Source organism: Pseudomonas reidholzensis, assembly GCF_900536025.1.
Lineage (GTDB): Bacteria > Pseudomonadota > Gammaproteobacteria > Pseudomonadales > Pseudomonadaceae > Aquipseudomonas > Aquipseudomonas reidholzensis.
Genome location: NZ_UNOZ01000004.1, coordinates 49,877 through 72,394 on the forward strand (window position 1 = coordinate 49,877; position 22,518 = coordinate 72,394).

19 protein-coding genes and 1 pseudogene are annotated in these 22,518 nt (G+C 59.6%); 10 read left to right on the top strand and 10 right to left on the bottom strand.

Going from position 1 to position 22,518, the window contains the following annotated elements:
* Positions 1 to 140: 140 nt before the first annotated feature.
* The 3 genes from CCOS865_RS28025 to CCOS865_RS04665 all read right to left on the bottom strand — a co-directional run bounded on the left by CCOS865_RS28025 (position 141) and on the right by CCOS865_RS04665 (position 4,267).
* Complete coding sequence (locus CCOS865_RS28025) at positions 141 to 1,550, bottom strand: HEPN domain-containing protein (RefSeq protein WP_147406488.1); 1,410 nt, start codon at positions 1,548 to 1,550, stop codon at positions 141 to 143.
* A 348-nt stretch (positions 1,551 to 1,898) separates the two neighbouring features.
* Complete coding sequence (locus CCOS865_RS04660; protein ID WP_208644494.1) at positions 1,899 to 3,668, bottom strand: ATP-binding response regulator; 1,770 nt, start codon at positions 3,666 to 3,668, stop codon at positions 1,899 to 1,901.
* A gap of 8 nt (positions 3,669 to 3,676) precedes the next feature.
* Complete coding sequence (locus CCOS865_RS04665) at positions 3,677 to 4,267, bottom strand: response regulator (RefSeq protein WP_119138340.1); 591 nt, start codon at positions 4,265 to 4,267, stop codon at positions 3,677 to 3,679.
* A gap of 221 nt (positions 4,268 to 4,488) precedes the next feature.
* Between CCOS865_RS04665 and CCOS865_RS04670 the strand changes: the two genes are divergently transcribed.
* From CCOS865_RS04670 to CCOS865_RS04685, 4 genes are all read left to right on the top strand, one after another.
* The gene (locus CCOS865_RS04670) at positions 4,489 to 5,451 is read left to right on the top strand and encodes a hypothetical protein (protein WP_119138342.1); all 963 of its coding nucleotides are present in this window, start codon (positions 4,489 to 4,491) and stop codon (positions 5,449 to 5,451) included.
* 145 nt (positions 5,452 to 5,596) lie between these two features.
* On the top strand, positions 5,597 to 7,315 hold the full coding sequence (locus tag CCOS865_RS04675) for a coiled-coil domain-containing protein (RefSeq protein WP_119138344.1): 1,719 nt from the start codon (positions 5,597 to 5,599) through the stop codon (positions 7,313 to 7,315).
* 59 nt (positions 7,316 to 7,374) lie between these two features.
* Positions 7,375 to 8,448: a hypothetical protein gene (locus CCOS865_RS04680; protein WP_147406489.1), complete on the top strand. Its 1,074-nt coding sequence runs from the start codon at positions 7,375 to 7,377 to the stop codon at positions 8,446 to 8,448.
* Positions 8,449 to 9,444: 996 nt separating this feature from the next.
* A complete protein-coding gene (locus CCOS865_RS04685) occupies positions 9,445 to 9,678 on the top strand; it encodes a hypothetical protein (RefSeq protein ID WP_119138348.1) in 234 nt (77 codons plus the stop codon).
* A gap of 91 nt (positions 9,679 to 9,769) precedes the next feature.
* Here the strand turns inward: CCOS865_RS04685 and CCOS865_RS04690 are convergent, their stop codons facing one another.
* From CCOS865_RS04690 to CCOS865_RS04700, 3 genes are all read right to left on the bottom strand, one after another.
* A complete protein-coding gene (locus CCOS865_RS04690; RefSeq protein WP_119138350.1) occupies positions 9,770 to 10,528 on the bottom strand; it encodes a hypothetical protein in 759 nt (252 codons plus the stop codon).
* Complete coding sequence (locus tag CCOS865_RS04695; protein WP_119138352.1) at positions 10,507 to 11,526, bottom strand: hypothetical protein; 1,020 nt, start codon at positions 11,524 to 11,526, stop codon at positions 10,507 to 10,509. Before CCOS865_RS04695 ends, CCOS865_RS04690 begins: the two co-directional genes overlap by 22 nt.
* 162 nt (positions 11,527 to 11,688) lie before the next feature.
* Positions 11,689 to 12,267: a plasmid pRiA4b ORF-3 family protein gene (locus CCOS865_RS04700; protein ID WP_119138354.1), complete on the bottom strand. Its 579-nt coding sequence runs from the start codon at positions 12,265 to 12,267 to the stop codon at positions 11,689 to 11,691.
* 271 nt (positions 12,268 to 12,538) lie between these two features.
* On the opposite strand from CCOS865_RS04700, the gene CCOS865_RS04705 reads away from it, so the two are divergent.
* Both CCOS865_RS04705 and CCOS865_RS04710 read left to right on the top strand, forming a co-directional pair.
* Positions 12,539 to 13,606 carry a helix-turn-helix domain-containing protein gene (locus CCOS865_RS04705; protein ID WP_119138356.1) on the top strand — a complete coding sequence of 356 codons (1,068 nt, stop codon included), beginning with the start codon at positions 12,539 to 12,541 and terminating at the stop codon, positions 13,604 to 13,606.
* Entirely contained in the window at positions 13,587 to 14,072 is a 486-nt protein-coding gene (locus CCOS865_RS04710) for a PIN domain-containing protein (protein ID WP_119138358.1), read from the top strand. Before CCOS865_RS04705 ends, CCOS865_RS04710 begins: the two co-directional genes overlap by 20 nt.
* Positions 14,073 to 14,092: 20 nt before the next feature.
* Here CCOS865_RS04710 and CCOS865_RS04715 read toward each other — a convergent pair whose 3' ends face one another.
* Positions 14,093 to 15,652: a methylenetetrahydrofolate reductase C-terminal domain-containing protein gene (locus CCOS865_RS04715; RefSeq protein WP_119138359.1), complete on the bottom strand. Its 1,560-nt coding sequence runs from the start codon at positions 15,650 to 15,652 to the stop codon at positions 14,093 to 14,095.
* A 227-nt stretch (positions 15,653 to 15,879) separates the two neighbouring features.
* Here CCOS865_RS04715 and CCOS865_RS04720 point away from each other — a divergent pair.
* Both CCOS865_RS04720 and CCOS865_RS04725 read left to right on the top strand, forming a co-directional pair.
* Positions 15,880 to 16,977, top strand: a pseudogene (locus CCOS865_RS04720) (5-methyltetrahydropteroyltriglutamate--homocysteine S-methyltransferase); the annotation flags it as partial.
* A 171-nt stretch (positions 16,978 to 17,148) separates the two neighbouring features.
* Positions 17,149 to 17,868, top strand: coding sequence for an SDR family NAD(P)-dependent oxidoreductase (locus CCOS865_RS04725; protein WP_119138361.1), 720 nt, complete (start codon positions 17,149 to 17,151; stop codon positions 17,866 to 17,868).
* A 116-nt stretch (positions 17,869 to 17,984) separates the two neighbouring features.
* Here the strand turns inward: CCOS865_RS04725 and CCOS865_RS04730 are convergent, their stop codons facing one another.
* A complete protein-coding gene (locus CCOS865_RS04730) occupies positions 17,985 to 19,163 on the bottom strand; it encodes an acetyl-CoA C-acetyltransferase (protein ID WP_119138363.1) in 1,179 nt (392 codons plus the stop codon).
* Between the two features lie 205 nt (positions 19,164 to 19,368).
* Here CCOS865_RS04730 and CCOS865_RS04735 point away from each other — a divergent pair, with 205 nt between their 5' ends.
* The gene (locus CCOS865_RS04735; protein WP_119138365.1) at positions 19,369 to 19,635 is read left to right on the top strand and encodes a PepSY domain-containing protein; all 267 of its coding nucleotides are present in this window, start codon (positions 19,369 to 19,371) and stop codon (positions 19,633 to 19,635) included.
* Positions 19,635 to 20,171 carry a cytochrome b/b6 domain-containing protein gene (locus CCOS865_RS04740; protein ID WP_119138367.1) on the top strand — a complete coding sequence of 179 codons (537 nt, stop codon included), beginning with the start codon at positions 19,635 to 19,637 and terminating at the stop codon, positions 20,169 to 20,171. Before CCOS865_RS04735 ends, CCOS865_RS04740 begins: the two co-directional genes overlap by 1 nt.
* 137 nt (positions 20,172 to 20,308) lie before the next feature.
* On the opposite strand, the gene CCOS865_RS04745 is transcribed toward CCOS865_RS04740, so the two are convergent.
* The gene (locus CCOS865_RS04745) at positions 20,309 to 21,418 is read right to left on the bottom strand and encodes an agmatine deiminase family protein (RefSeq protein ID WP_119138369.1); all 1,110 of its coding nucleotides are present in this window, start codon (positions 21,416 to 21,418) and stop codon (positions 20,309 to 20,311) included.
* A gap of 4 nt (positions 21,419 to 21,422) precedes the next feature.
* On the bottom strand, positions 21,423 to 22,517 hold the full coding sequence (locus tag CCOS865_RS04750) for an extracellular solute-binding protein (protein ID WP_119138371.1): 1,095 nt from the start codon (positions 22,515 to 22,517) through the stop codon (positions 21,423 to 21,425).
* Position 22,518 lies beyond the last annotated feature (1 nt).

The following is a 22,518-nucleotide window of genomic DNA, read 5'->3' on the forward strand; positions in this document are numbered from 1 at the left end:
GTGAATTGTGCCGCTTCTTTAACACTACCTCCGTTCCTTACCTAATCGGTAAAAATCAGCGGCTTGCCCACGGGCGATGATTTTGGTGAATGGTTACTCGCCCGCTAACAAGATAGCGACGTCAGTGAATAAAGTTTCAATCAAGACGGTTCAGCATCGTCAGAGTTTCTGGTGATCTGGGCTAGCATCGCCTCTTCGTTTTTGTCGGCCCACTTCATATATGCACCAAACCACTTGGCTAGCTGGTCAGATTTGAGCCGTCCGTGACGTAGACCTTCTACTCCAAATGCTTCTATCGCTCTTGTTAATGCCATTTCGGCGACTTGGCCGGCATTAAATGCACCCTCGTCAAGATCCAGTGCCGCTGGAGATATAGATCCATGAACTAAACGCGATCTAAGGTCGTAAGCTGCCTTAGTTTTACTCAACCACTCTTCCCGTCTCACCTCAGGGGAAAAACATAAAGCGGCTACTCGTTGCGAAACGAGCGAGGATATATCGTCTCGTTCTTCAGTCATCAGCATTCTTTCAAGAGAGGTCACATATTTGACAATTTTAGTTGCCTGGCTAGTATCGCGCGCCGCCTCGCCAAACCACTGTGCGGCATCGATAAACCTCCTGCTGATAGGACGGTCGCAGTCCGGATCAGTCGTGACCTCAAGAGCTACGTCAAATATGTTTTTCCAATAAAGCGTACGTGGCGTTGACAGCATTTCAGACCAGCCGTCCCGGTATATAACCTCGCCCATGTATGCGAAGGATAACGAAGGATCGAGCACGCCGTTTTTATCAATGGTTAGTTTTGCTCGGCTATCCCCTTTTACGTCAAGGCCGCCTAGTTGCATTCGGCTCGAGTTTGCGACACCCAATAAAAGATGGAGGCAGTTAAGTGTTGATGTAACAGCTTCCTCTGCAACTCTGCCCGAAGTCGGGTGGTCGCATTCTGAAATGGTTACCTCCGCCACCCAGCGAAAATTGCGGTAATACCGAATTGCTTTCACCAGCAGGTAACGTTCGTGCCTACCTTGATCCGTATCTTTCGCACATCTATTAGTGGAGCGGTTACTTAAGATTTTTCGAGTTATACTTATTCGATTGTGGAATGTAATCGGGCCTAGAGTGAATGATTCAGGTTCCTTTGAATTCATAAGGTGGCAAGGAATTAAGTGAGTGATGCTCTCTAAGAAGTTCTTGGAGGCTTTGACTGTGGAATTAAATAAGCGATCAATTTGTTTGGTGTCAATATCCCGCTTTTCTTTGAAGAATCGAAGGACAAATAATTCCGCTAGCTTCTTCCGTACGTTATCCAAAGTTATTCGCTTCGATAAACCGCCTCGTTCTGCTGCCTCCTGAGCAAAACGAGTAATTATTTTCGCGGCGGCAGCTCCGCAGATCATCTCTCCATAGCCCTTAGGATGAGGCAATGATGCCATATGGTCGATTCGCTCGATCGTTTTGAAGCTTCCGAGATTTACCAGCTCCTGGAAGCGGATGCACTCTGAAACCACAAATTTTGCATCATCAACTAGCTGCTCTTTGCTGTTACGCATTACACCTGTCGTCCATGTTGGGTAAGGGAGGATTTATCGGGGTAGGTTAATGCCCCAGCAGTCTGTCCGGTAGGGGGAGTCATTGGCAGATTTTAGGACTATGAGACGAAGGGGAGCGAGGGTGGAAATTTTTTTAGGGATACATTTAGGGATACGTATGCTTTGGTTTTATCCAGGGCGACAGCTTTTTACTGGGTTTTTGTAGGTATATTCGATTCCTGTCTCCGCACCAGACCCCTTTTTCCTGTCCCAAGGAAATGTCAGCAGAGCCCGCCTAGTGCGGGCTTTGCTGTTTCTGCGCGCTCAATGCTGAGTCGCCAAGGCTGTCCTCTCCCAGAGCCTTGAGGCTCAATGCCCCGCCGGTGTACCGACCATGTCGCTCAGCACACGGTACAGCTGCAGGGGCGATACCGGTTTGTGCAGCAGCGGTACATCAATGTCGCGTGCTTCGCGCAAGCGCTCGGGCGCCGTGTCGCCGGTGATGATAAGGGCGGGGACCTGTGCGTTGATGGCCTCGCGTACGCGTTGTACGACGAGCCCGCCGGTCTGGTGTTCACGCAGGCGGTAGTCGCTGATCAGCAGCTCTACCGGCCAGTCCGTCACCAACCGCAGCGCATCGTCGATATCTTCACCTCCCCGGCACACGCACCCCCAGCCCTCCAGTAATTGCAGCATGCCCTGACGAACACTGGCGTCATCTTCGATCACCAGTACGTGCAGGCCCCGCAAGCGCCCGGTGTGCAGGGTTGCAGGGCTGGCTGCCACGAAAGCATCGCTGCTCAAAAGGCCGGTGGCGCAAGGCACCTGTATACGAAACACGCTGCCCCGCCCGGGTCGTGACTGCAAGCCAAGTGCGTGGCCCAGTGATTGCGCCAGGCCTTGACTGATCGCCAACCCAAGGCCAAGCCCTTTCAGCCTGTCGCGTTCCGGGTTGCCCAACTGTTGGAACTCACGAAAAACGTCAGTCTGCTGCGCCGGCTCAATGCCAATGCCAGTGTCAAACACCTCGATCGATACAGACTGACCACGTTTACGGCAGGCGACCAGCAGCCCACCCTGGTGGGTATAGCGAATCGCATTGCTGATCAGGTTGCGTAAAATCAGCTCCAGCAAGCTGGGGTCTGATTCCACGGCGAGGTGTGTCTCGCGGGACCGATACACGATGTGTTTGGCATCGGCCTGGCTGCCCAATTCATTCTCCAGGGCACAGAGCAACGGCTGCAGTTGAAACACCCTGCGTTGCGGCTCAATGACGCCGGCCTCTATGCGCGAAAAATCCAGCAGGGTATTGAGCATCTGGGCCGATGCCTGGCTGGCTGCTCGGGCGCTGCTCAATACTTTGTGTTGCGCTTGCGACAGTTGACTGCGGGCCAGCACTTCAAGGAACAGTTCCTGAGCGTGAACCGGTTGGCGCAAGTCGTGGCTGGCTGCAGCCAAAAACCTGGATTTGGCCAAGTTGGCCTGTTCGGCTTCGATGAGCGCCTGTTCGGTACGGCTGGATTCAACCTGCAAACGCTTCAGCAGGTCTCGATTCTCGAAGCGTAGTCCGATCGATTCACGAGATTCGCGCTGCACCATCAGCGCCTGGCCGATCTGACCAATCACGTAAAGCGTGCAGCCCACTGCCAGCACGCTATAAGACGAGCCTTCGAGCCAGAGCTTGCTATTGATGACCCCGAGTTGCACCAACTGCATACTGGCATACAGAGGAAACACCGGGGCTAACAACGAAACGGCGTTGCCGCTGACGCCCGCCAGCGCCGCCATGGTCAGCAACTGCTCGGACAACGAGCCTTGCCCCATCACGATCCAGGTCAAGGAGCCCCAGGCGAAACCTTCGAATGCCTTGATAACGCACATCGCGCGTATCAGCCTCGGTGCATTCGTTGCGCTCACACCGCGCCGCAGCGCCAGCATGGCGTAGCTCACACAGGTCACTCGGCCCAGCGCGACCAAGCTGAACCACGTGAGCAAAGGCAGAGGGTTGTGCGCCGAATAGAGCGCCGCAAGCAGTACCAGCGCAAGCGCAATGCCCAGGTACAGCGAGTTCTTCATGTTGGTGAACACAAGACGGACTTGTTCGACGCGGATGTCCTCGTCCAGGCCGTGGGTGGTCAACCCATCGTTCAACGTACCAGGCCCAGGCGGCGGGCGACGAACGCTGCCTCCGAGCGACTGGATACGTTCAATGCCGACAACGTGGCCTGTACATGTCCGCGCACGGTGTTCTCCGACAGGTCAAGGCGGCGGCCGATCAACTTGTTCGACAGCCCCTGATGCAGCAGGTCGAGCACTTCATATTGGCGCGGCGTGAGCTTCAATGGCGCCTTTGGCAAATGTTCGTCTGGCCAAAGATCGGCAAGCGCCTCGGTAATCTGCGCCAGGAGCCGCTGTGGGGATTCGGTCTTGCAGATGAACCCCATGGCACCCAGTGTGAGGGCCTGTTCCATCAACTTTGCATCCTGCGATGCCGAGACCATCAGCACCTTCGCCTCAGGCCATCGCTGTTTGAGCAGTGCAATCCCCTCCAGGCCGCTCAAGCCCTCCAACTGCACATCGACCAGTAACAGATGCACCGCTTCACAGGGGCAGAGTAGCGCCTGCTCCATGGAAGCTGCCTCCAACAGGTGGGCGTGTCTCAAGCTCGCGGCCACCACCATGGCGATGCCAGAACGAAACAAAGCGTGATCGTCGATGAGCAGCAGGTTGATAGTCATGCTGGCGATTCAATAACAAACAGTCAGCCCTGCGCAAGCAACCGGCCTTGCCGATGCGGGATACCAGTCCAAATGGACTATGTACTGACAGTTTTTCAGCCCTTACTGTTGCTGCAGGTGATGGCCAGGTGTGTAGGAAAGGCCTGAAGCGGGTTGATGGGCCTTGCGTCGGCGATAACGCTCCGCGCGCCCGATGCCCAACGTCGTACCACGGAGGGAACATGGAAAGTACACCAGCAACCCGTTTAGAAACGGTCCCCGCGTTGGGTATCCAGGCAATTCTGGATGACTACGCGTGCATGATAAAAGCCCTGGAAGCGGGCGAGGTCAGTGGCGTACAGCCGCACCTCGATGCGATCAAGGCCAATCTTTCAGCGATGAAGGTGATCAGCAGTCTGTGCGCCGGGACTGCTTCGGCCACCCAGTCAGTCATTGTTTACATGATTACCGGGGTGGTCGGGCTGATCGAAAACGTTCAGAAGGACGTTGATCGCCTGACAGCTGACGGGGCCAGCCTGGATGCTCAGTCTGCTGCCGCCACGGAGCAGGCCCGCCGGATAGCCGCCGAACTGCGAAACGTAGAAGCGATGATTCGGGAAAACGAGGCCAAGCTCAGAGAGCAGGAAGAGGCGAAAAAGCGCAAACGTGAGTCAAGGATCCCTGGCTTGGGATTTCTCAAGAAACTGTTTTACGCCGCCCTGGAGGCCATCGAGAGCGCCATCGAGGCAATTGGCAAGGTACTGGGGGTGGTCAGGGAACAACGCGACTACCTCCAGGCGCAACTTGCAGAGCATTCGAGAAGCCACAGCCAGGTCAGAGCCGTCATCCAGGCATTGGCGCAACAAAAGGCCGAACTTGTGCAACAGCTCGACACCTTGACTGCTGTCCGAACCACGTTGCTGGGCATTCAAAAATACCTGCAAGTACAAGTCGTGTTCTTCAACGACGTTTCAAACTTCTACGTGACCGCGAGCACCTATTGCGACAGCGCCAACTTCAATGTCGACATGGCCACGGAAATGCTCGGCGTATTGAGCGATGACCCGCATGCCGTTGAGTTTGTTGACGATATGAAAGTGGAAGTGTTGTCCATCCACACCGCCGTCACGCGTTTTGACCAAATGATGTTTGATCTGCAAGCGGCGACGCATCATCTACCGTCGTCCGTCGCCTGTGATGGCTGAGTGTGCCCAACACTGCAGTTACCTTTACGCCCGTTGTGACATTCAGCGTGTTTGAAGTTTAACGGGTCATTTGCTTTCACCCCGTCCACCCGCTCACCGTCGGTTTGAACCGGCGGCGTCAGCCCTTTGCCTTGAGGAATGTGCAATGAGTGAAGATACCTTCATCATCGACAACCATGAATACTCCATCAGCCAGTCACCGTTGCCCGGTGATGTCTTGGTGCTTAAAAAGAAGCAAGCCATCCTCGGCAGCTTGCGCTTGGACACCGTCACACAAAACCTCGAACTGTGCGTCGATATGTACCGCTTGGCCTATATTGGCGCGACTGCGGCCAATGCCGGCCCTACCAAAGCCCGCGTAGTCGGGTTGCAAAGTGAATTTGGCAAGATCTGTGTGCAGGCCAACGAGGCAATGGGTACGCTCAAGGATGCCTCGCAACTGACGCTGGAATTGTTGCTCGGCGCCTACCGATACCTGGTGACGGGTAAGGACAAGGTGGCCCTGGCAAAACTGGCCCGCTGCTCGGAGCAGGCCAAACGCATGGCTGCTGCGGCGGCGAAGCTGTCCCAGGAGTTTCTGGCGCTGCAAAGCAAGTCTGCAGAAGCCAAGAGCGAGGCGGTACTGGCGCATGCCAGTGAAGAGGAAAAACGCCGCACCGCTGATGCCGAGATGGCCCGTTTTACAGAAGAGGTCAATGGTTTCAATGCGTCCATGTCGAACTTGATAGAGGAGTTGGATGCCCTCAATGAAACCCAGAGAAAGGCCGAAAAGCAGTTGGCCGAAGATAATAAAAAGGGCTTCATCATGGGCATTATTTCGGTCGTGGCCAACGTGGCCGCGACCGGCTTGCAAACCTACGCCAAGATGAGCAACCCGCTTTCGGTGTTGGTCGCACAGAACAGTGCAGGCCAGCTTGATAACGCCGAGCTCAAGGCCGCCACCGAGAAATGGGAAGCTGCAGAAAAGCAGCGGCTGGCGAGTGAGCAGACGTTGCGCGAGTTGAACCGTCAGGTCGGGACCCTTAAAAAAACCATTGCCGATTGCGAATTGGAGATACAGCAGCTCAACGCCAAGCAGTCAGCAGAGGGGGTGGACAAGGCGGCCCCTGACAATGCACAGCGCATTGCCGACAAGCAAACGATCCTCAATGACCAGACGGCCAAGCTGCAGGCGCTTGAGGGGCAGATCGAAGACCAGAAGGTTACGTTGGCGCAACACACCAAGACCTGTGCAGCCTTGGGTGATTCTGCGCGAACGTTGGCCACCGGCTGCGACAACATGGCCAAGCAGGCCTTTAGTGCGGCCGACAAGTCGCAAGCGGTGCTGGACAAGGCAATGGACAACCAACGCAAGGTCCGTCAGGAACGGAATGAGCTGCAGTTGAAAATGGGCGGTGTGCTGGGGCAACTCGCTGCCACCAAACTGGTGTCCAACAACGCCGAAGTCGCGGTCAAGGCGCTCCAAGTGTCCATGTTCGCCATCAGCCAGGTCATCATCGCGCTCAATGATGCCAGCCTGTTCTGGACGCAAATGGCGGGTGCCTGCGAGGCCCTTGATCAGCGCGGCCTCGACCGCGATGTGATTGACATGGACCTGTTGCAGCCCGAGGAGCGGATCCAGGAATACAAGACCGACCCGTTCCGCTATGCCTACCTGCAGCATATTTGTTCATGGGTGGCGCTTAACGACATTGCCAGTGAGTACCTGGTCTACGTCGAATCGTCGCGCACGCAGAACAATCACAACATCAGCCATTCCATTGACGACCCTCAACAGGCGGCCCAGCTTGTTTCCAGCTTGGCCCAGTCGATCAACGAGAAGATGGACAAGTACGCGAGTCAGGCTATAAAAGCCGTGGCTTGAGGCGCTAGTGCACGCACTGTTTTTACATTACCACGCTCATGTTTAAGTGGGAGCCTGTTATGCCTAATTACCTGAAGTTTCAATATGTGTCGCTAGAAAAGCCAACCTTGCCGATCCATGATGATTTGCAGAATACCTTTCTCGAGTATGCCGTCCAGGACCCTACGCTGAGAGTGGAACTGCAAGTGTTGCCGATGAGTGCCCGTTACCGGGTGATTCGATTTTTGCATGCGGTTGACCAGGCGCAAGCCTCATCGCATTTTGACCCTGCGCACACAACGCTGAAGCTGATGGTGGCGCCAGAGTTCTTTTTCAGGGACGACACCACACTCGACAGTTATCAGGATGTCACCCTGGTGACTCAGATATACGCCACGCTGTTGCGGGCGCTATCGACACCTCAGTACAAAGACTGGTTATTCATCCCAGGCTCGGTGTTCTGGCACTCGCTGATCAACGGTGTGCCGCACTATTTCAACACCACCCTGATCATCAACGGCGGTGGCCATCAGGTCGCCCCCGGGCAGGGGCGTACAGCGCAAGGCATCCGCGTGGTGGGCGCAGGCGTGACCACTCAGAAGGCCCTGATGTCGCGGATAGATTACGCGGTGGGCCTTGATAAGACGGCCCAGGACGGCGCGTTGAATGAGTTGTTCAAGCCTATCATTGGTGACCTCGAGTGGCGCAGGGACCACGTCTTCAGTCCCTATGGCAAGTCGGACTCGCAGGGCAATCCGCTGCTAGTGGGGGTGGAGACTTGCCTTGAGCATGTGCAGTCCACCCAAGGCGCACAGATCGGTTTGATCAAGGACGTCGAGCGTGAACTGCAATCCCTTGGCCAACACCTGCCACCGCTGCATTTTCAGGTAGTGAGCTCTTGTGGCATGCGGCTTAATCCTGCCAGCTTGCATATTCGCCCAAACAACGCGTATGCCTTGTTGTGCGACGGTGCAGGGGGAGGGACTACCGGTTGCACAACAGTATTGTACGGCGCCGTCAACCCGATCCAGTACAACACGGAACCGCTACCGCCACTGGCCGTCAAGACGCTGAAGGCGCCGGGGCTTGTACCGCTCAATCTTCCAGCGACCTTTAACACGGAGTTGAAGATTTACAAGCCCGAGCCACTGTGAGGTATGAGCCTGGAGCGGTCGGCTCCGTTGGCGAATTGAGTCTGATAGTCGCCCGGTAGGGTTCCATGTCAATGGTTTACCGGCCTACAGGCAAAGCCCGCCGACTGCGGGCTTTGTTTTTTCTTCTCGGATGGCCTTTACGTCTAAGTCGATCCTGCGGGCTATGCGCATCAGGCTCGCCGATTCGCGTGATGTCCAGCAAAGGGACTGGCTGCTAGCCCGTGCAGGTCCGGCCAGGCTACGGCGACCTCCCTTCCCGACCCACTCCATTGCCTCCCAATTCGACTTATGGGCGCACGTCATTCGAGATAGTGCTTATCTTGAATTTTGATTTCGTCCAGTGTTTCCGGGAAGAAAATCGTAAATTTTAGAGATAGTGCTTCAACCGCTCAGAGATGTTTTCTGGATTCGGGTTGTTCCGCCCGTCAGCTACTGGTAACGGGTGGGACGAAGCTGCTCACCCATGCGCTGTTGATGAAGTAGGGCTTTGAGGTGAACGTCGCTGGCGGTCTGTTGAATCCCACTTCAACTTTTGTCTTTTTTCCTTCAACACTCCAGGAAATTTCTGCCCCCCTCGGCCCTTGCGCTGAGGTCCTGCCAAGGGATAGATTCTTTTAGTCGCAGCAAAATCTGCGACCGGGTGTAGGAACCCGCTGATAAACTTGGCGCACGCATTAGGCGCCCCTATCACCACAGCTGGCGCTTTTTTTGTGCCCGCTGCGATGTGTTATGGCGGCTGTGTGTGGGCAGGCTTCGGCCTGGCCGGGTTCCAAGTTTCCCGGTATTCCTACCCCATGCACAGCTGCCACCCAATCCCGTAGGAAGGATCGTGGTAGCTCCAACCTGAAAACTTGGAGTCTCATGCATGCCTATCCGCATTCTGAGCAACATCCTCGCATCCGCTCTCCGCCGCAGCGCGCCGACGGTGTCCTCTCATTGCTTCTATCCAATCCACACCCAGTCCCACCGTAAATCCGTTCAAAAGAAGGTATCCCCATGACCGATAATGAACGCTTGTCCAGCGTCCAGAGCTTTGTCTGGACCCTCGAACTGCTTGGTGAAGCGCTCGTCCAGCACGACGAGGTGCTGGAGTGTGAACACAATCCGCAACTGAGCTTCCGCAACACGGCGGGTATCCATCAGGCGATTCGCATCATCAGTCGTCTGGCGGCTGAGCAATGCGGCAAGCTGCTCAAGACCGACGAAGAGATACCGGTCGATAGCCGCTAGGCAAGGCGCGCAGAACCTGTGAGTGGGCCGCGCTTACTTAAGCGCGGCTCCTCTCACTGTCCAATTTGCTTGGATTCTGTGATGCATTTGATCACTGCAGTCTAAACGTATTTTTCAGACGCTCGACGATTCCGGCCAGCTCGCCACTGAGCCCCAAGTCTTTCAAATTTACGTTCTCTCCCTCCAGCAACTCCAGAAACACCTTCATATCCTCAGTGATCCTGTCTGGTAGCTCGACTGGATCGGAGGTCAGCAACCCCGTTAGCGCCAGTACATCATTGCGGTGTTTGCGGATGTTTCTTGCGTCGATCTTTTCTCCTGCTTGCTGGCGAGTCGACAAATCCAGCCATGCTTTAGCTTTGAACGGAATGAGTCGATCAGCACCGATGTAGCAATGCAGTTGATTCTGCTGGCGCCCACCCAGAAGAAAGTTGTAGTAAGCGTCGTCCAGCAGGATCGCAGACAAACTCGACAATGCTTCATCAGTAGGGATGGGTGTGAGCGTCGCATTCTCGGGGTGCTCAAGGCTTTCCGTTGCCCGAGAGAAGAGCTCGATCTGCACGGGGTAAGCTTCATCCGAGGGGTGCTGGAAGCGGTAGAACACAGGACGTCCGATGCTGCTTTGCTTGATGCGATAGCCGCCGCTCTTGATGTACTCCCAGAAGGTGGCGAAAAACGCATTGTTCAGCGCCTCGATGACCAGGACGATGTCGAGGTCCTTGGTTGTCCTGAACGTCTCCCCGGCATCCTCCATCGTCAGCGAAGCAGCGACACCGCCAATCAGCACATAGCGATGCCGATGCTCGCTGAAATACCGTCCAAAATGCGCTAGCCCTCTGACTTCAGCCATTCCAATCGCTCCCTGAGTTCATCGAGCGCAATCTGGATGCGCTCGTCCGGACTAGTGTCCAGACTCAGGAGCAATGAAGCTTCATCCGCTACTTCACCGGATATTTCCAACGTGGCATATGCCCAGATCTCCACCCAGGCGTGGGTCTCGTCTACCGAGTCCACAGCCCTGAAAACCTGCGCTTGCGACAGTTGGTCAAACCGCTGCTTGGTCATGCCGTAGACGGGCTGTTGGGGTTCGGCAAGCATCGTATACGTCGCCAGTGCAGTTTCGCCCGCGAGGAATGTGCCGTTGCCAAGAGGCGGTTTGGCATCAATTGCCACTTTCCGTTTCACAGGTGAGCGAAGGCATGGCAGGGCCTGCTTGAAGACTTCAGATGGCGTGCCTGCAAACGCATATGAATGGGTAGCAGCCTTGCGTTGAGCCTGTTGAATCAGCTTCAGCTGGAGTAACTGATCGACAACCTTAGAGAGCGTGACTCGGCTGTATCTCAGCTTGCCCATGAGGGCATTTGCCTGGAACAACGGGTGGTCGCTCCACCCCTCATACAGGCAGCGGAGCAGCATTGCCTGGGCCGCAGGCAGCAGTGTGGCTACCTCACTGCGTGTCTCGCGTTTGCGGAAGCGCTCGCGCAGGTCCATTGCCAGCTCGGGAATGAACATCTGGTAGCCCGGCTGGATGAAGTTGAGGCGGTGCGCAATCAGGCTGCGGCGCTCCTGGGCGGAGAGGGATTTGCAGACGTATACGGGCACTGCCTCAGTCGCTTTGCGGACCTGAGCGATGTGCTTGCCCAAAGTGATTGCGCCCGGGTACTCGTCGGCAACGGACGCTAGCAGTAAAAGGGGCGGCGTCGGGTCTTCGAACTGGAGTGTCAGTTCGCAGAGCGCGTAAGCATCCTGGATACCGTAAGCGACCTTGGCCTTCGACCGCTCCACGTGCGCTGGCACGCCCAGGATGGACTCAAGATAGAACCTGACTTCGTCTCTGAGCGTGGCCATTTCAAGTCTTCGTGTTAACTCTATTTTTTAACTGTAAGCATTAGAGGTTTGCAAGTCAAAAATTGGGTTAACACCGAGGCCCTGGCATCAGTCGCATCAAGCCGCCAAAAGCGCTTTACCTAGGCCGGACGCTATTCAGCCTCAAGTACAACGGTGACAGGATCAGCACTCCAGCCGCGTGACCCACTCATTCGTTTCCTCGCAGTCAAACTCCGTAGCATCGAACGCCTCCCCAAACCACTCCATCCTGAACGCATGGTCCGGGTGGTCAGCATCAGCCATCGCCGCGACAAACTCGGAGTAGCCCCAAGGTCCGCCGACATCCTCCGGCGGGCAGGCATTGGCGCCGTCGATGCAGCACGGAACCTGCGGGTAGGCGATGGCCGGGAGGATTTCTTCCACTTCGATCCGGTGCTGCCAGCTGTCACCGAAGTCGTAGAGGTAGCGAAACTCATGCTGACCATTGAGGACTTTGGCCAAGCGCTTGCGGGCTTCTGACTGCACCGGGCTGCCCCAGCCATCCGGGTCGGGGACGCTGTAGCGCTCGGCACCGATGTGAAACTCATGCAGGTGGCAATCCTGCCAGCCCATCGCAGCCTGGATGACCTTGTGCAGGCGAGTCAGGGTGATGGTGTCCGGCACGACTACACGACGCCAGATCTTAGGCTCGATGTCTTCAAGTTCGATGCGCAGCACAAACAACGATGCTGCGGGCTTGGAGGGGCGAACAGGTTTAACCATTGGCTGGCGGTCTCGTAAGGCTTGTAGGGCGTGAGCGCTTATCTTAACGAGGTTTTCTGCGCAGCAAGTGCTCAGTTGTCCTGTTCAGCGAATGCCTCAGTGCGCTTGGCTGCCAATGGCCTAGGCAATTCAGGCTGGGAGGGAGCGGTACGGCCCGCTTTCATGCCTTTTCTGCATGCAGCACAACCACCAACAGGTCGACTTTCGTCCGTAGCAGGTTTATATTTTTAGAGAATTTATAAATTCTATAAACCGCTCAGAGAGGTCAGCCATGATCGGTGAACGCCTGAAACGCGCTCGCGCTGCCGCAGGCCTGTCGATGCAGGCGCTCGGAGACCTGGCCGGCGTCAGTGCCAACATGATCAAGAAGTACGAGCATGACCAGAGCATGCCTGGCTCCGCCACGCTGATCCGGTTGTGCAAGGCGCTTTCGGTGCGGGCTGAGTATTTCTTCCGGCCCGTAAAGGTCGAACTCTCGGGTGTCGAGTATCGCAAGCGCTCCAATACGCCCAAGGCAACGCTAAAGCGGATCGAGGCCGACGTGCTCGATCAGGCTGAGCGCTGGCAGGAACTGATCAATGCCTGGCCGGAGTTTCCTCTGCAGGCCTATGCCCCGCCCGCCGGGCTGCCTGGGCGAGTCAGTACGCTGGAGCAGGTCGACGGTCTGGCTGACCATGTGCGGGCTCAGTGGGCGCTTGGCTTGAGTCCGATCCCTGACCTGATTGATGTGCTCGAGACGCACGGCATCCTGGTGATCATCACCGATGTCGAGGCGCACGCTAAGTTCGATGGCCTTCAGGCTAGCGTGGGCGGCCAACCGGTGATTGTGGTGTCCAGCAACTGGCCTGGGGACCGGCAGCGTTTCACCCTTGCCCATGAGCTAGGGCATTTGCTGTTGCATGAGCGTCTGGCATCAGAGCTAGACGAGGAAAAGGCTTGTAATCGTTTCGCGTCGGCATTCCTGGCACCCGCCAGCGCGATGCGCCAACATCTGGGCAGCCAGCGGCACATGCTGGAGATGCGTGAACTCTACCTGCTCAAGGCCGAATATGGCCTGAGCATGCAGGGCTGCCTTTACCGAGCAGGTGACCTGGGTATCGTCGCGCAAAATGTCCGAGAGCGCCTGTTCATGGTCTTCGTCAAGCAAGGCTGGCGTAAGCAGGAGCCAGGGCAACCGTATCGCCAGGAGACCACGCGATTGTTCCAGCAACTTGTCTATCGTGCGCTGGGGGAGGGCATTGTCGGTGAGTCCAAGGCCGCCGAGCTTTTGGGGATGACTGTGTTCCATTTCCATCAGGCGCGTAAGCTGGAGTTGTTGGATGCAGCTGCTCATCAGTGATGCCAACATCCTGATCGACCTCGAGGAAGGAGGGCTGCTTGAACAGCTCTTCAGGCTTGCGTACCGGTTCACCATTCCCGATATTCTTTTCTATGACGAACTTGAATCACAGCATGCGCACCTGTTGGAGCGTGGGCTTGAGTTGGGCGAACTGAGCCCAGACACCATGCTTTATGCGATGAATCTCATTGCTAGAGTGCGCGGGCCGAGCCGCAATGACTGCTTCGCTCTCGCGTTGGCCAAGCAGGAGAATTGTCCGCTGCTTTCTGGCGATGAGGCGTTGCGCAAGGCTGCAGTCAGAGAAGGGGTGGAGGTCAAAGGTACGCTGTGGGTGGTTGAGGCGCTCGTGGGCAGCAACATCATTTCGCTTGCTCAAGCCCACGCAGCCTACGAGCTGATGAAATCGAATGCCCGGCGTTTGCCCTGGACGCTCGCTCATCAGCGGCTGGATGAGCTAGAGCGCTGAGTCCATTTTCCAAGCTACGACTAGCTATCCAGTTCAGCGAGTGCATCATTCCGCTTTCTGGGCGCCTTGCCCGGCACTGCTGGCACCGCCTCAGTCTCTTTACGCAGCCCAACGCCGCGCTCACTCATATTCGCTCCCACTGCTTGCCCCACCTCAAACCACCCCGGCCAAGAACTCCGATGGCGGCTCTCCACCTCAACACAAGGGATCAGCCGCTCAGTAAGCACGGCCGTCTGCCCCACCGACTTGGCCGTCCGATATTTCACGCTGTGCACGCACTCTCGATCGCCAAACTCGCAGCGGTTCAGCGATGTCCCGCCGCAAGGCCCATTGGCGAGGCCTTTGGGGCACGTCTCAGGGCAGATATAAAGCGTATCTTGCAGTCGGCAACTGCCGCAGGTGTCACAGCCCACCAGCGGCCTTTTGATGCTGCGTTCCAGCCCATGCAGCACGCGTGCGGCGCCGGGCGATAACCAGAGCGGGCGGGTCACGGCCCAGCCGAATGCGCGGCTGACCCAGTTGCGCCGGTCAAACAGCAACGCGTGGAAACCGGACAGCAGGTGATACCGCGCTTTCTCGCGAGGGCTGGCGCTGACGTGGGATTCGCCGAGCCGCCAGTTCGCACCCGGTGGGTTGAAGGCCACGGCAGGCAACCCTGGCATCTGCCAACTGGCTGCCCACGCCGGCGCCCACTGCTCCAGCGTGTCGATCTGCGGCTGCCAGGTCTCCAGCGCCTGCTCCAGCGCGTGCAGCTGGGCAAGGTCGTGAATCCCCGACAGGTGCACGCCGGCATACCCCATCAACTTCAACCCGATGATCTGCAGTGCCAGGCGCTCCACGCTGCGCGCCTGGGCGAATGCCTTGGACACCTCGAGCTCGGCCGCGAGGATCTCGCGCATGGAGGGCGTGACGACAGCGCCGGCGACGTGCTCGAGCATCTTCGCGCGGCCGTGGGTCAGGGCCATCAGGCAGGCGATCAGGGGCTTGGGCGAGCGTTGGCGGCGCATCCACTGCAGGGCTTCGTGGTGCTTGCGGTCGTCGTAGCCGAGTTGCAGGGTCATGAAGTCCGCGCCCGCCGTGAGCTTTTTCTCGGCCTTGAAGTACTGCGCGCCGCCTTCCTCCTCAACGTACTTGAAGGGGTTGAGGGCGGCGCCGAGCAGCCAGTTGGGGCGCGCCTGGCGGGCGATCTGCAAGGCGGCGACGGACTCGAGGTAGCGCACCGGGCGCTGGCCGGGCTCGTGGCCGGGCAGGCGGTCGCCGGTGAGGATCAGTAGCTGGTCGAGGCCGGCGGCGTCCATGTGCTGCAGCTGGGTGAGCAGGTCCTGGCGTTCACGGGCTTTGCCGGAGAAGTGCAGCAGGGCGGGCACGGGGGTGTCGAAGGACGTGAAGGCGTCCAGGGGCGACATGTCCAGCGGGCTGCCGACGCGGTCGCCGATGGCCACGGTCAGGGGCCAGCCGCACAGCTGGGTGCGGGCCATGATCGCTTCGATCGCGGCGAAGCGATCAGCGCTGGGCTTGGGGACGAACTCCATGACGCAGACGAAGCGGTGTTCGTGCAGCGCCTCTTTCAGCAGGCTCATGGGGGCGGGTCACCGGGTCGGGGTAGGGTGGCAGTGTGCGGGATGTTGGGGGGCGGCGCTTGTCTGGATGCGCAGGCTAGTGATTCGGTTGAGACATCGCGCAGCAGGCCGAGCACGCTGTGGTCATGAAAAAATCTCGCGATGACTACAAATTATATGAGTTTGTCTCACAACCTCGATCCCCGGAAAATCCCCTCATTGAATTTCCACTCTACGGGACAAGAAACATGGCACTGGCGCACAACCTGGGTTTCCCACACATCGGCCGCGACCGTGAGCTGAAGAATGCCCAGGACGCCTTCCGCAAAGGCGAGCTGGACGAGGCCGGCCTGCGCGCCGTTGGCCGCCAGTTTCGCGCCAGCCACTGGCAAGCCCAGAAAGACGCCGGTATCGAGCTGCTGCCCGTCGGCGACTTCGCCTGGTACGACCAGGTTTTGAGCCACTCGCTGGCCTTCGGCGTGCTTCCGGCGCGTTTGCAGGGGCACGACGTTGCCCACGCGCAGGAACTGGCCACCTGGTTCGACACCAACGATCAGTACCGGGTCCCCGCGTTCACCGCCGATCAACAGTTCGCCCTGAGCTGGGAGCAACTGTTCGAAGAGGTGGACGAAGCCAAGGCCCTGGGCCATGCCGTCAAGCCGGTAGTGATCGGCCCGCTGACCTACCTGTGGCTGGGCAAGACCCAAGGCGCTGAGTTCGACAAGCTGGAACTGGTCGACCGCCTGCTGCCGCTGTACGACGAGATCTTCAACCGCCTGGCTGCCCAGGGCGTGGAGTGGGTGCAGATCGATGAGCCGATCCTGGTCCTGGACCTGCCGCAGGCGTGGAAGAATGCCTACGAGCGCGTCTACAACATCCTTCAGCGCGCGCCGCTGAAAAAGCTCGTCGCGACCTATTCCGGTGGCCTGGAAGGTAACCTTGGCCTGGCCGCCAATCTCCCCGTCGATGGCCTGCACGTCGACTTGGCCCGCGCGCCAGAACGGTACCTGACTGTCCTCGATCGTCTGCCTGCCTATAAGGTGCTGTCGCTGGGTGTGGTCAATGGCCGCGATATCGCGCGCTGCGACCAGGAACAGACCCTGGATGTGCTGCGCCACGCGGCCCAGCGCCTCGGTGATCGCCTGTGGGTGGCGCCGTCCTGCTCGCTGCTGCACAGCCCGGTCGACCTGGGCGGTGAAGACCGGCTGGCGCTCGCGGTGCAGAAATGCCAGGAGGTCGCGGAGCTGACCCAGGCCATCAATCAGCCGGTCGCCGAAGTGATCACCTTCGAGCCCTCGCGTGCGGACATGGCGCGGGTCAACAGGGTCGCGGCGGCGCGGGAACTGCGTGGCGCAGCCCTGGCCTGAGCGATGCGGTAAGTACGGCAACGGGACGCACTGCGTCCCGTTTTGCGTTGCGGCGAGTCAGGGTCATGTCTTGATACACCTGAGGCTTTGCCGGCTGTTTGGGCTTCTGTTTGGATGGCCGCTGGCAATCTTGTCGACAGGGAGCGTTGCATGAAAGTACTGGTGGTAGGTGCCAGCAAAGGGCTGGGCAAGGCATTGATCGAGGGCCTTGGCGACCCGGGCGATACGCTGATCGGCGTGTCGCGCGCGCAGCCTGAACCGCTGCCGGCAAGGGCTGGCATCGAGGTGCAGTGGGTTACCGCAGACCTGGGGCAGCCGGGTCGGGCTGTGGAGGCCATCGTCGAGGCAGTGCAGCAGGGCGGCGTCGATGCGTTGATCTACAACCTAGGGGTGTGGGAGACGCAGGCGTTCGAGGAGGGGTACCGTTTTCTGGCCGACAGTGATCCGCAACTGGAGCACATGGTCAGTTGCAACATCACCTCAACGATCTTGCTGATCAAGCGCTTGTTGCCGGTGCTGCTCAAGAGCGACAGACCGCGGATCATCCTGACGGGCTCGACGTCTGGGCTGCCGCAGAGTGGGCGGCCGGAGGTGACATTTGCAGCGTCGAAGTTTGCCTTGCGCGGGATTGCCGAGGCGCTGCGCGAGGGGTATCGGGACCAGCAGTTGGGGGTGACGTGCCTGAACCTGGGCTATCTGAATACCGAGGATGGTTTGGCGGTGCCGCTGGACGAGGCGGCGCAGCGGGGGGCAGGGGGGCTGATACCCGTGCATGATGTGGTGTTGATGGTGCGTACGATCTTGAGTCTTTCGGCGGCGAGTTATGTCAGGGAGCTGACCTTGCCGGCGATTCTGGATGAGCGATTCTGAGCTGAGACCTTGGGGCTGCTGCGCAGCCCATCGCAGGACAAGCCAGCTCCTACAGGGGCCGTGCCGAGCCGAGGATTGGAGGGTCGGCACGGGCCTGTGCGGCGGTTGGGGGGTGGTCAGCGTTCGATCGCCAAGGCCACGCCCTGACCACCGCCAATGCACAGCGTCGCCAGACCTTTGTGCGCATCGCGCTTGATCATCTCGTGCAGCAGCGTCACCAGCACGCGGCAACCGGAAGCACCAATCGGGTGGCCCAAGGCGATGGCGCCGCCATTGACGTTGACCCGCTCGGCATCCCACTCCAGCGATTTACCCACCGCCAGCGCCTGGGCGGCAAACGCTTCGTTGGCTTCGATCAGGTCGAGGTCCGCGAGCTGCCAGCCGGCCTTTTCCAGGCAGCGCTGGGTCGCCGACACCGGGCCAATGCCCATGATCGCCGGGTCGACGCCGGCACTGGCATAGGCGGCAATCCTCGCCAATACCGGCAAGCCCAGCGCCTTGGCCTTGGTCGCGCTCATCAGCAGCACGGCGGCGGCCCCGTCGTTGAGGCTGGAGGCGTTGCCCGCCGTGACGCTGCCGTCCTTCTTGAACGCCGGCCGCAGCTTGGCCAGCGACTCGGCCGTGGTCTCGGGGCGCGGCTGCTCGTCACGGTCGACGATCGTTGGCTCGCCCTTTTTCTGCGGCAACACGATCGGCGTGATCTCCTCCTTGAAGCGCCCAACCTCGATCGCCGCCACCGCCTTGCGCTGCGACGCAGCAGCAAACGCATCCTGCTGCTCACGGCTGATGTCGAATGTATCCACCAGGTTCTCGGCGGTGATGCCCATGTGGTAGTCGTTGAACGCATCCCACAGGCCATCGCTGATCATGCTGTCGATCAACTGCCCATGGCCCATGCGCTGGCCGGTGCGTGCGGACGGCATGACGTAGGGCGCCAGGCTCATGTTCTCCTGGCCACCGGCGATCACCACCTCGGCATCGCCACAGCGAATCGCCTGGGTCGCCAGGTGCAGCGCCTTCAGGCCCGAGCCGCAGACCTTGTTCAGGGTCAGCGCCGGCACCGCGAAGGGCAGGCCGGCCTTGACCGCGGCCTGGCGCGCAGGATTCTGCCCGGCACCGGCGGTGAGCACCTGGCCGAGAATCACCTCATCGACCTGCGCCGGGTCGAGCCCGGTCTGCTCGAGCAGGCGCTTGATCACCGCCGCGCCGAGGTCGACCGCCGGCACGCTGGCCAGGGCACCCTGGAAACTGCCAATGGCCGTGCGGGTAGCCGCGACGATGACGACTTCATTCATTGTGGTGTTCTCCATGCAGGGTGAGGCGCCGGGACGACGCGGTGCACCAGCATCGGGGGGATTGGCTGATTTGTTAAGTTTGTTTTTCTGAGTGATTGATGTGAAAAGCAAATGAATGGGCGGCGAGTGACTTGCTACCACACAGCTAAGCTTTTTGGGCTTGGCCGCGCATCACGCTGGTTCACCCACACTGGAGCTCATTGGCATGCGTACCCTGATCATGCTCAGCCTGCTGCTCGTCAGCGGCACCGTTCTTGCCTCGCCCACCTGCACCACCGCCGAACGCAGCACCTGGCAGGACCCGGAGAAATTCCAGACCCAGCTCAAGGATCAGGGCTACAAGATCAACAAGTTCAAGGTCACCAAGGGCAATTGCTACGAGATCTATGGCTTCGACCCGCAGGGCCGCAAGGTCGAGATCTACCATGATCCGGTCAGCGGCAAGGCGGTGAAGACCGAGATCGAAGACTGATGCCTGCCGCCACGGTGCGGCTGTGGGACCCGCTGCTCAGGTTCTGCCATTGGTCAGTGGCGACGGTGTTCTTCGCCAATTACTTCTTCAACGAGGAAGGTGACGACTGGCACCAGTGGCTCGGGTATTACGCCGTGGGCTGTGTGCTGGTGCGGGTCGGGTGGGGCTTCGTCGGGCCGCGGAGTGCGCGTTGGGTCGACTTCTGGCCGACCCCGGCGCGGCTGGCTGCGCATACGCGGGCGGTGCTGCGTGGGCAGCCTTTTCATCGGCTCGGGCATTCGCCGATTGGCGCGTTGGTGATGCTGCTGATGCTGGGGTGCATTGCCGGGCTGGGGCTGACCGGGTGGTTGTCGCAGGAGGTGGACGCGCTCTGGGGCGCGGACTGGCCGGTGGATATACATGCCGTGCTCGCCAATACGCTGCTGGGGTTGGTCTGCGTGCATGTGCTGGCGGCGATCGTCGAGAGTGTGCGGATGCGTGAGAACTTGCCGTGGTCGATGATTACCGGGCGTAGGCGTGGGCCTGAAGATTCGTGAACCTGGGGCCGCTTCGCGGCCCTTTCGCGACACAAGGCCGCTCCCACAGGGGTTGCGCAAGGCTTGAGAGCAGCGCTTTCCCTGTGGGAGCGGCCTTGTGTCGCGAAAGGGCTGCGAAGCAGCCCCAGAGGCCCTGATTACACCGCCGGGCACTGGTGAGTAACGCAGTGGATGCCGCCACCGCCCGCCGCAATCGCATCGATATCCAGCTGCACCACCGCCCGCCTCGGATACAGCTTCACCAACAATCCGCGGGCTTTTTCATCCGCCTCTTGATCACCGAATTGCGGCGCAATCACCGCCCCATTGATCACGAAATAATTGATATACCCCGCCGCAAAATCCGCATTCCCCCGGCTGAACTTGCTCCGCCGCGGCGCCAGCGGTGGCGACAGCAAATGAATCTCCAGCCGGCGCCCATCTGCGTCGGTGGCCTTCTGCAGAATCTCCAGATGCCGCTTGGTCACCGCGTGATCATAGGACTGCGGATCGCTGTCCAGATTCGCCACCACCACCCCAGGCCGGACAAAGCGGGCATAGAAGTCCACATGCGCATCGGTGATGTCCTTGCCCTTGATCCCCGGCAGCCAGATGATCTTGCGCAGCCCCAGCCGCGCCTTGAGTTCTTCCTCGACCTCGGCCTTGCTCCAGCCAGGGTTGCGGTTTTCGTTGACCCAGCAGCTCTCGGTCATGATCCCGGTGCCATGCCCGTCCACCTCGATCCCGCCACCTTCACCGACCAGCTCGCTGCGCTGGTACTGCGCGCCGGCCAGGGTGGCGACCCGCGCCGCCAGGCGGGCATCGTTGGCGTGGCGTTGCTTGCCACCCCAGCCATTGAAGTTGAAGCCCACTGCGCCGAGCGCGCCGTCATCGTCGACGACGAAGTTGGCGCCGATGTCGCGCATCCAGATGTCGTCCAGCGGGCAGCTGACAAAGGTGACGTTGTGGCTGCCACAGTGCTGCTCCGCCAACGCCCGCTCGCTGGCGCGGCAGAACACCGTCACCGGCTGATAGCCGGCAATGGCGCGGGCAATGCGCCCCAGGGCGGCCTGCACATCGGCGGTAAAGTCTTCCCAGATGGCCTCCTGGGCGCCAAAGGCGAGGTAGGCACGCTGCTGCGCTTCGCCCTCGTCGGGCATGAACCAGCGGCCGGCTTCGGCGGCACGCGCAGCGCCCAGCGGCAGCCCGAGCCCGGCGCCAAGGCCGGCGGCCAGGGACAGTTGCAGAAAGGTTCGGCGGGTCGGCATGGGGTCAGTCCTGTGCAGTCTTGAAGCGGGTCCACACGCGCATGCGCGCACGCATGTCTGCCTGGGGGATGTCCTTGCCCGGGATCAGCCGGGCATAGGTCGCGTCGTCGAGGTAGATGTCGGGGTTGTCGCGCATCTGCGCATCCACGGCCAGGCGCGCCTTGGCGCTGGCGGTGGGGTAGCCGGTGAAGTTGCTGATCGCGGCCATGTTTTCCGGGCGCGTGACGAAGTTGATGAAACGATAGGCGTACTCCGGGTGGCGTGCGTCGGCGGGGATGGCCATGGTGTCCATCCACACCGTGGTGCCCTCGCGCGGTACGCGGTACTGGAAGTCGATGGCCTTGCCCGCGGCGGCGGCGGTGCGCTGGGCCTGGATCACGTCGCCGCTGTAACCGAGCGACAGGCAGAGGTTTTCGTTGACCAGTTCGGTCACCGGCTGCGACTGGAACTTGCGCACGTACGGGCGGATGGCGCTGAGCAGCTCGCTGGCCGCCTGCAGGTCTTCGCGCTTGGCGCTGCGTGGTTCGCGGCCTAGGTAGTTGAGCACCACGGCGAGCGCTTCGTCGGGCGAGTCGATGATCGAGATGCCGCAGTCGGCGAACTTCGCCGCCAGTTCCGGCTTGAGCAACAGGTCGAGGCTGTTCAGCGGCGCATCGGGCATGCGCTGGCGGACCTTGTCGGCATTCACCGTCAGGCCAATGGTGCCCCAGGTGTAGGGCACGGTCGCCTGGCGCGCCTTGGGGTATTGGTCGTGCAGCTTGCGCAGGCCCGGCTCGAGGTCATCCAGTGCCGGCAGTTGGCTGCGGTCGAGCGGTTGCAGGCTGCCGGCGCGCATCAGCCGTTCGGCCACGGTGTCCCCCGGGAACACCAGGTCATACCCGCTGCGCCCGGACATCAGCTTGGCTTCGAGCACTTCGCTGCCGTCCATGACGTCGTAGATCACCTGGATGCCGGTTTCGGCGGTAAACCGCTTGAGGGTGTCCTCGGCAAAATAGTCGGCCCAGTTGTACAGGCGCAGGGTCGGTTGTTCGGCCACGGCGTGGCTGGCGCAGGACGCCAGGGCAACAGCCGCGAGCAGGTGGCAAGGGCGCAGGGGCATG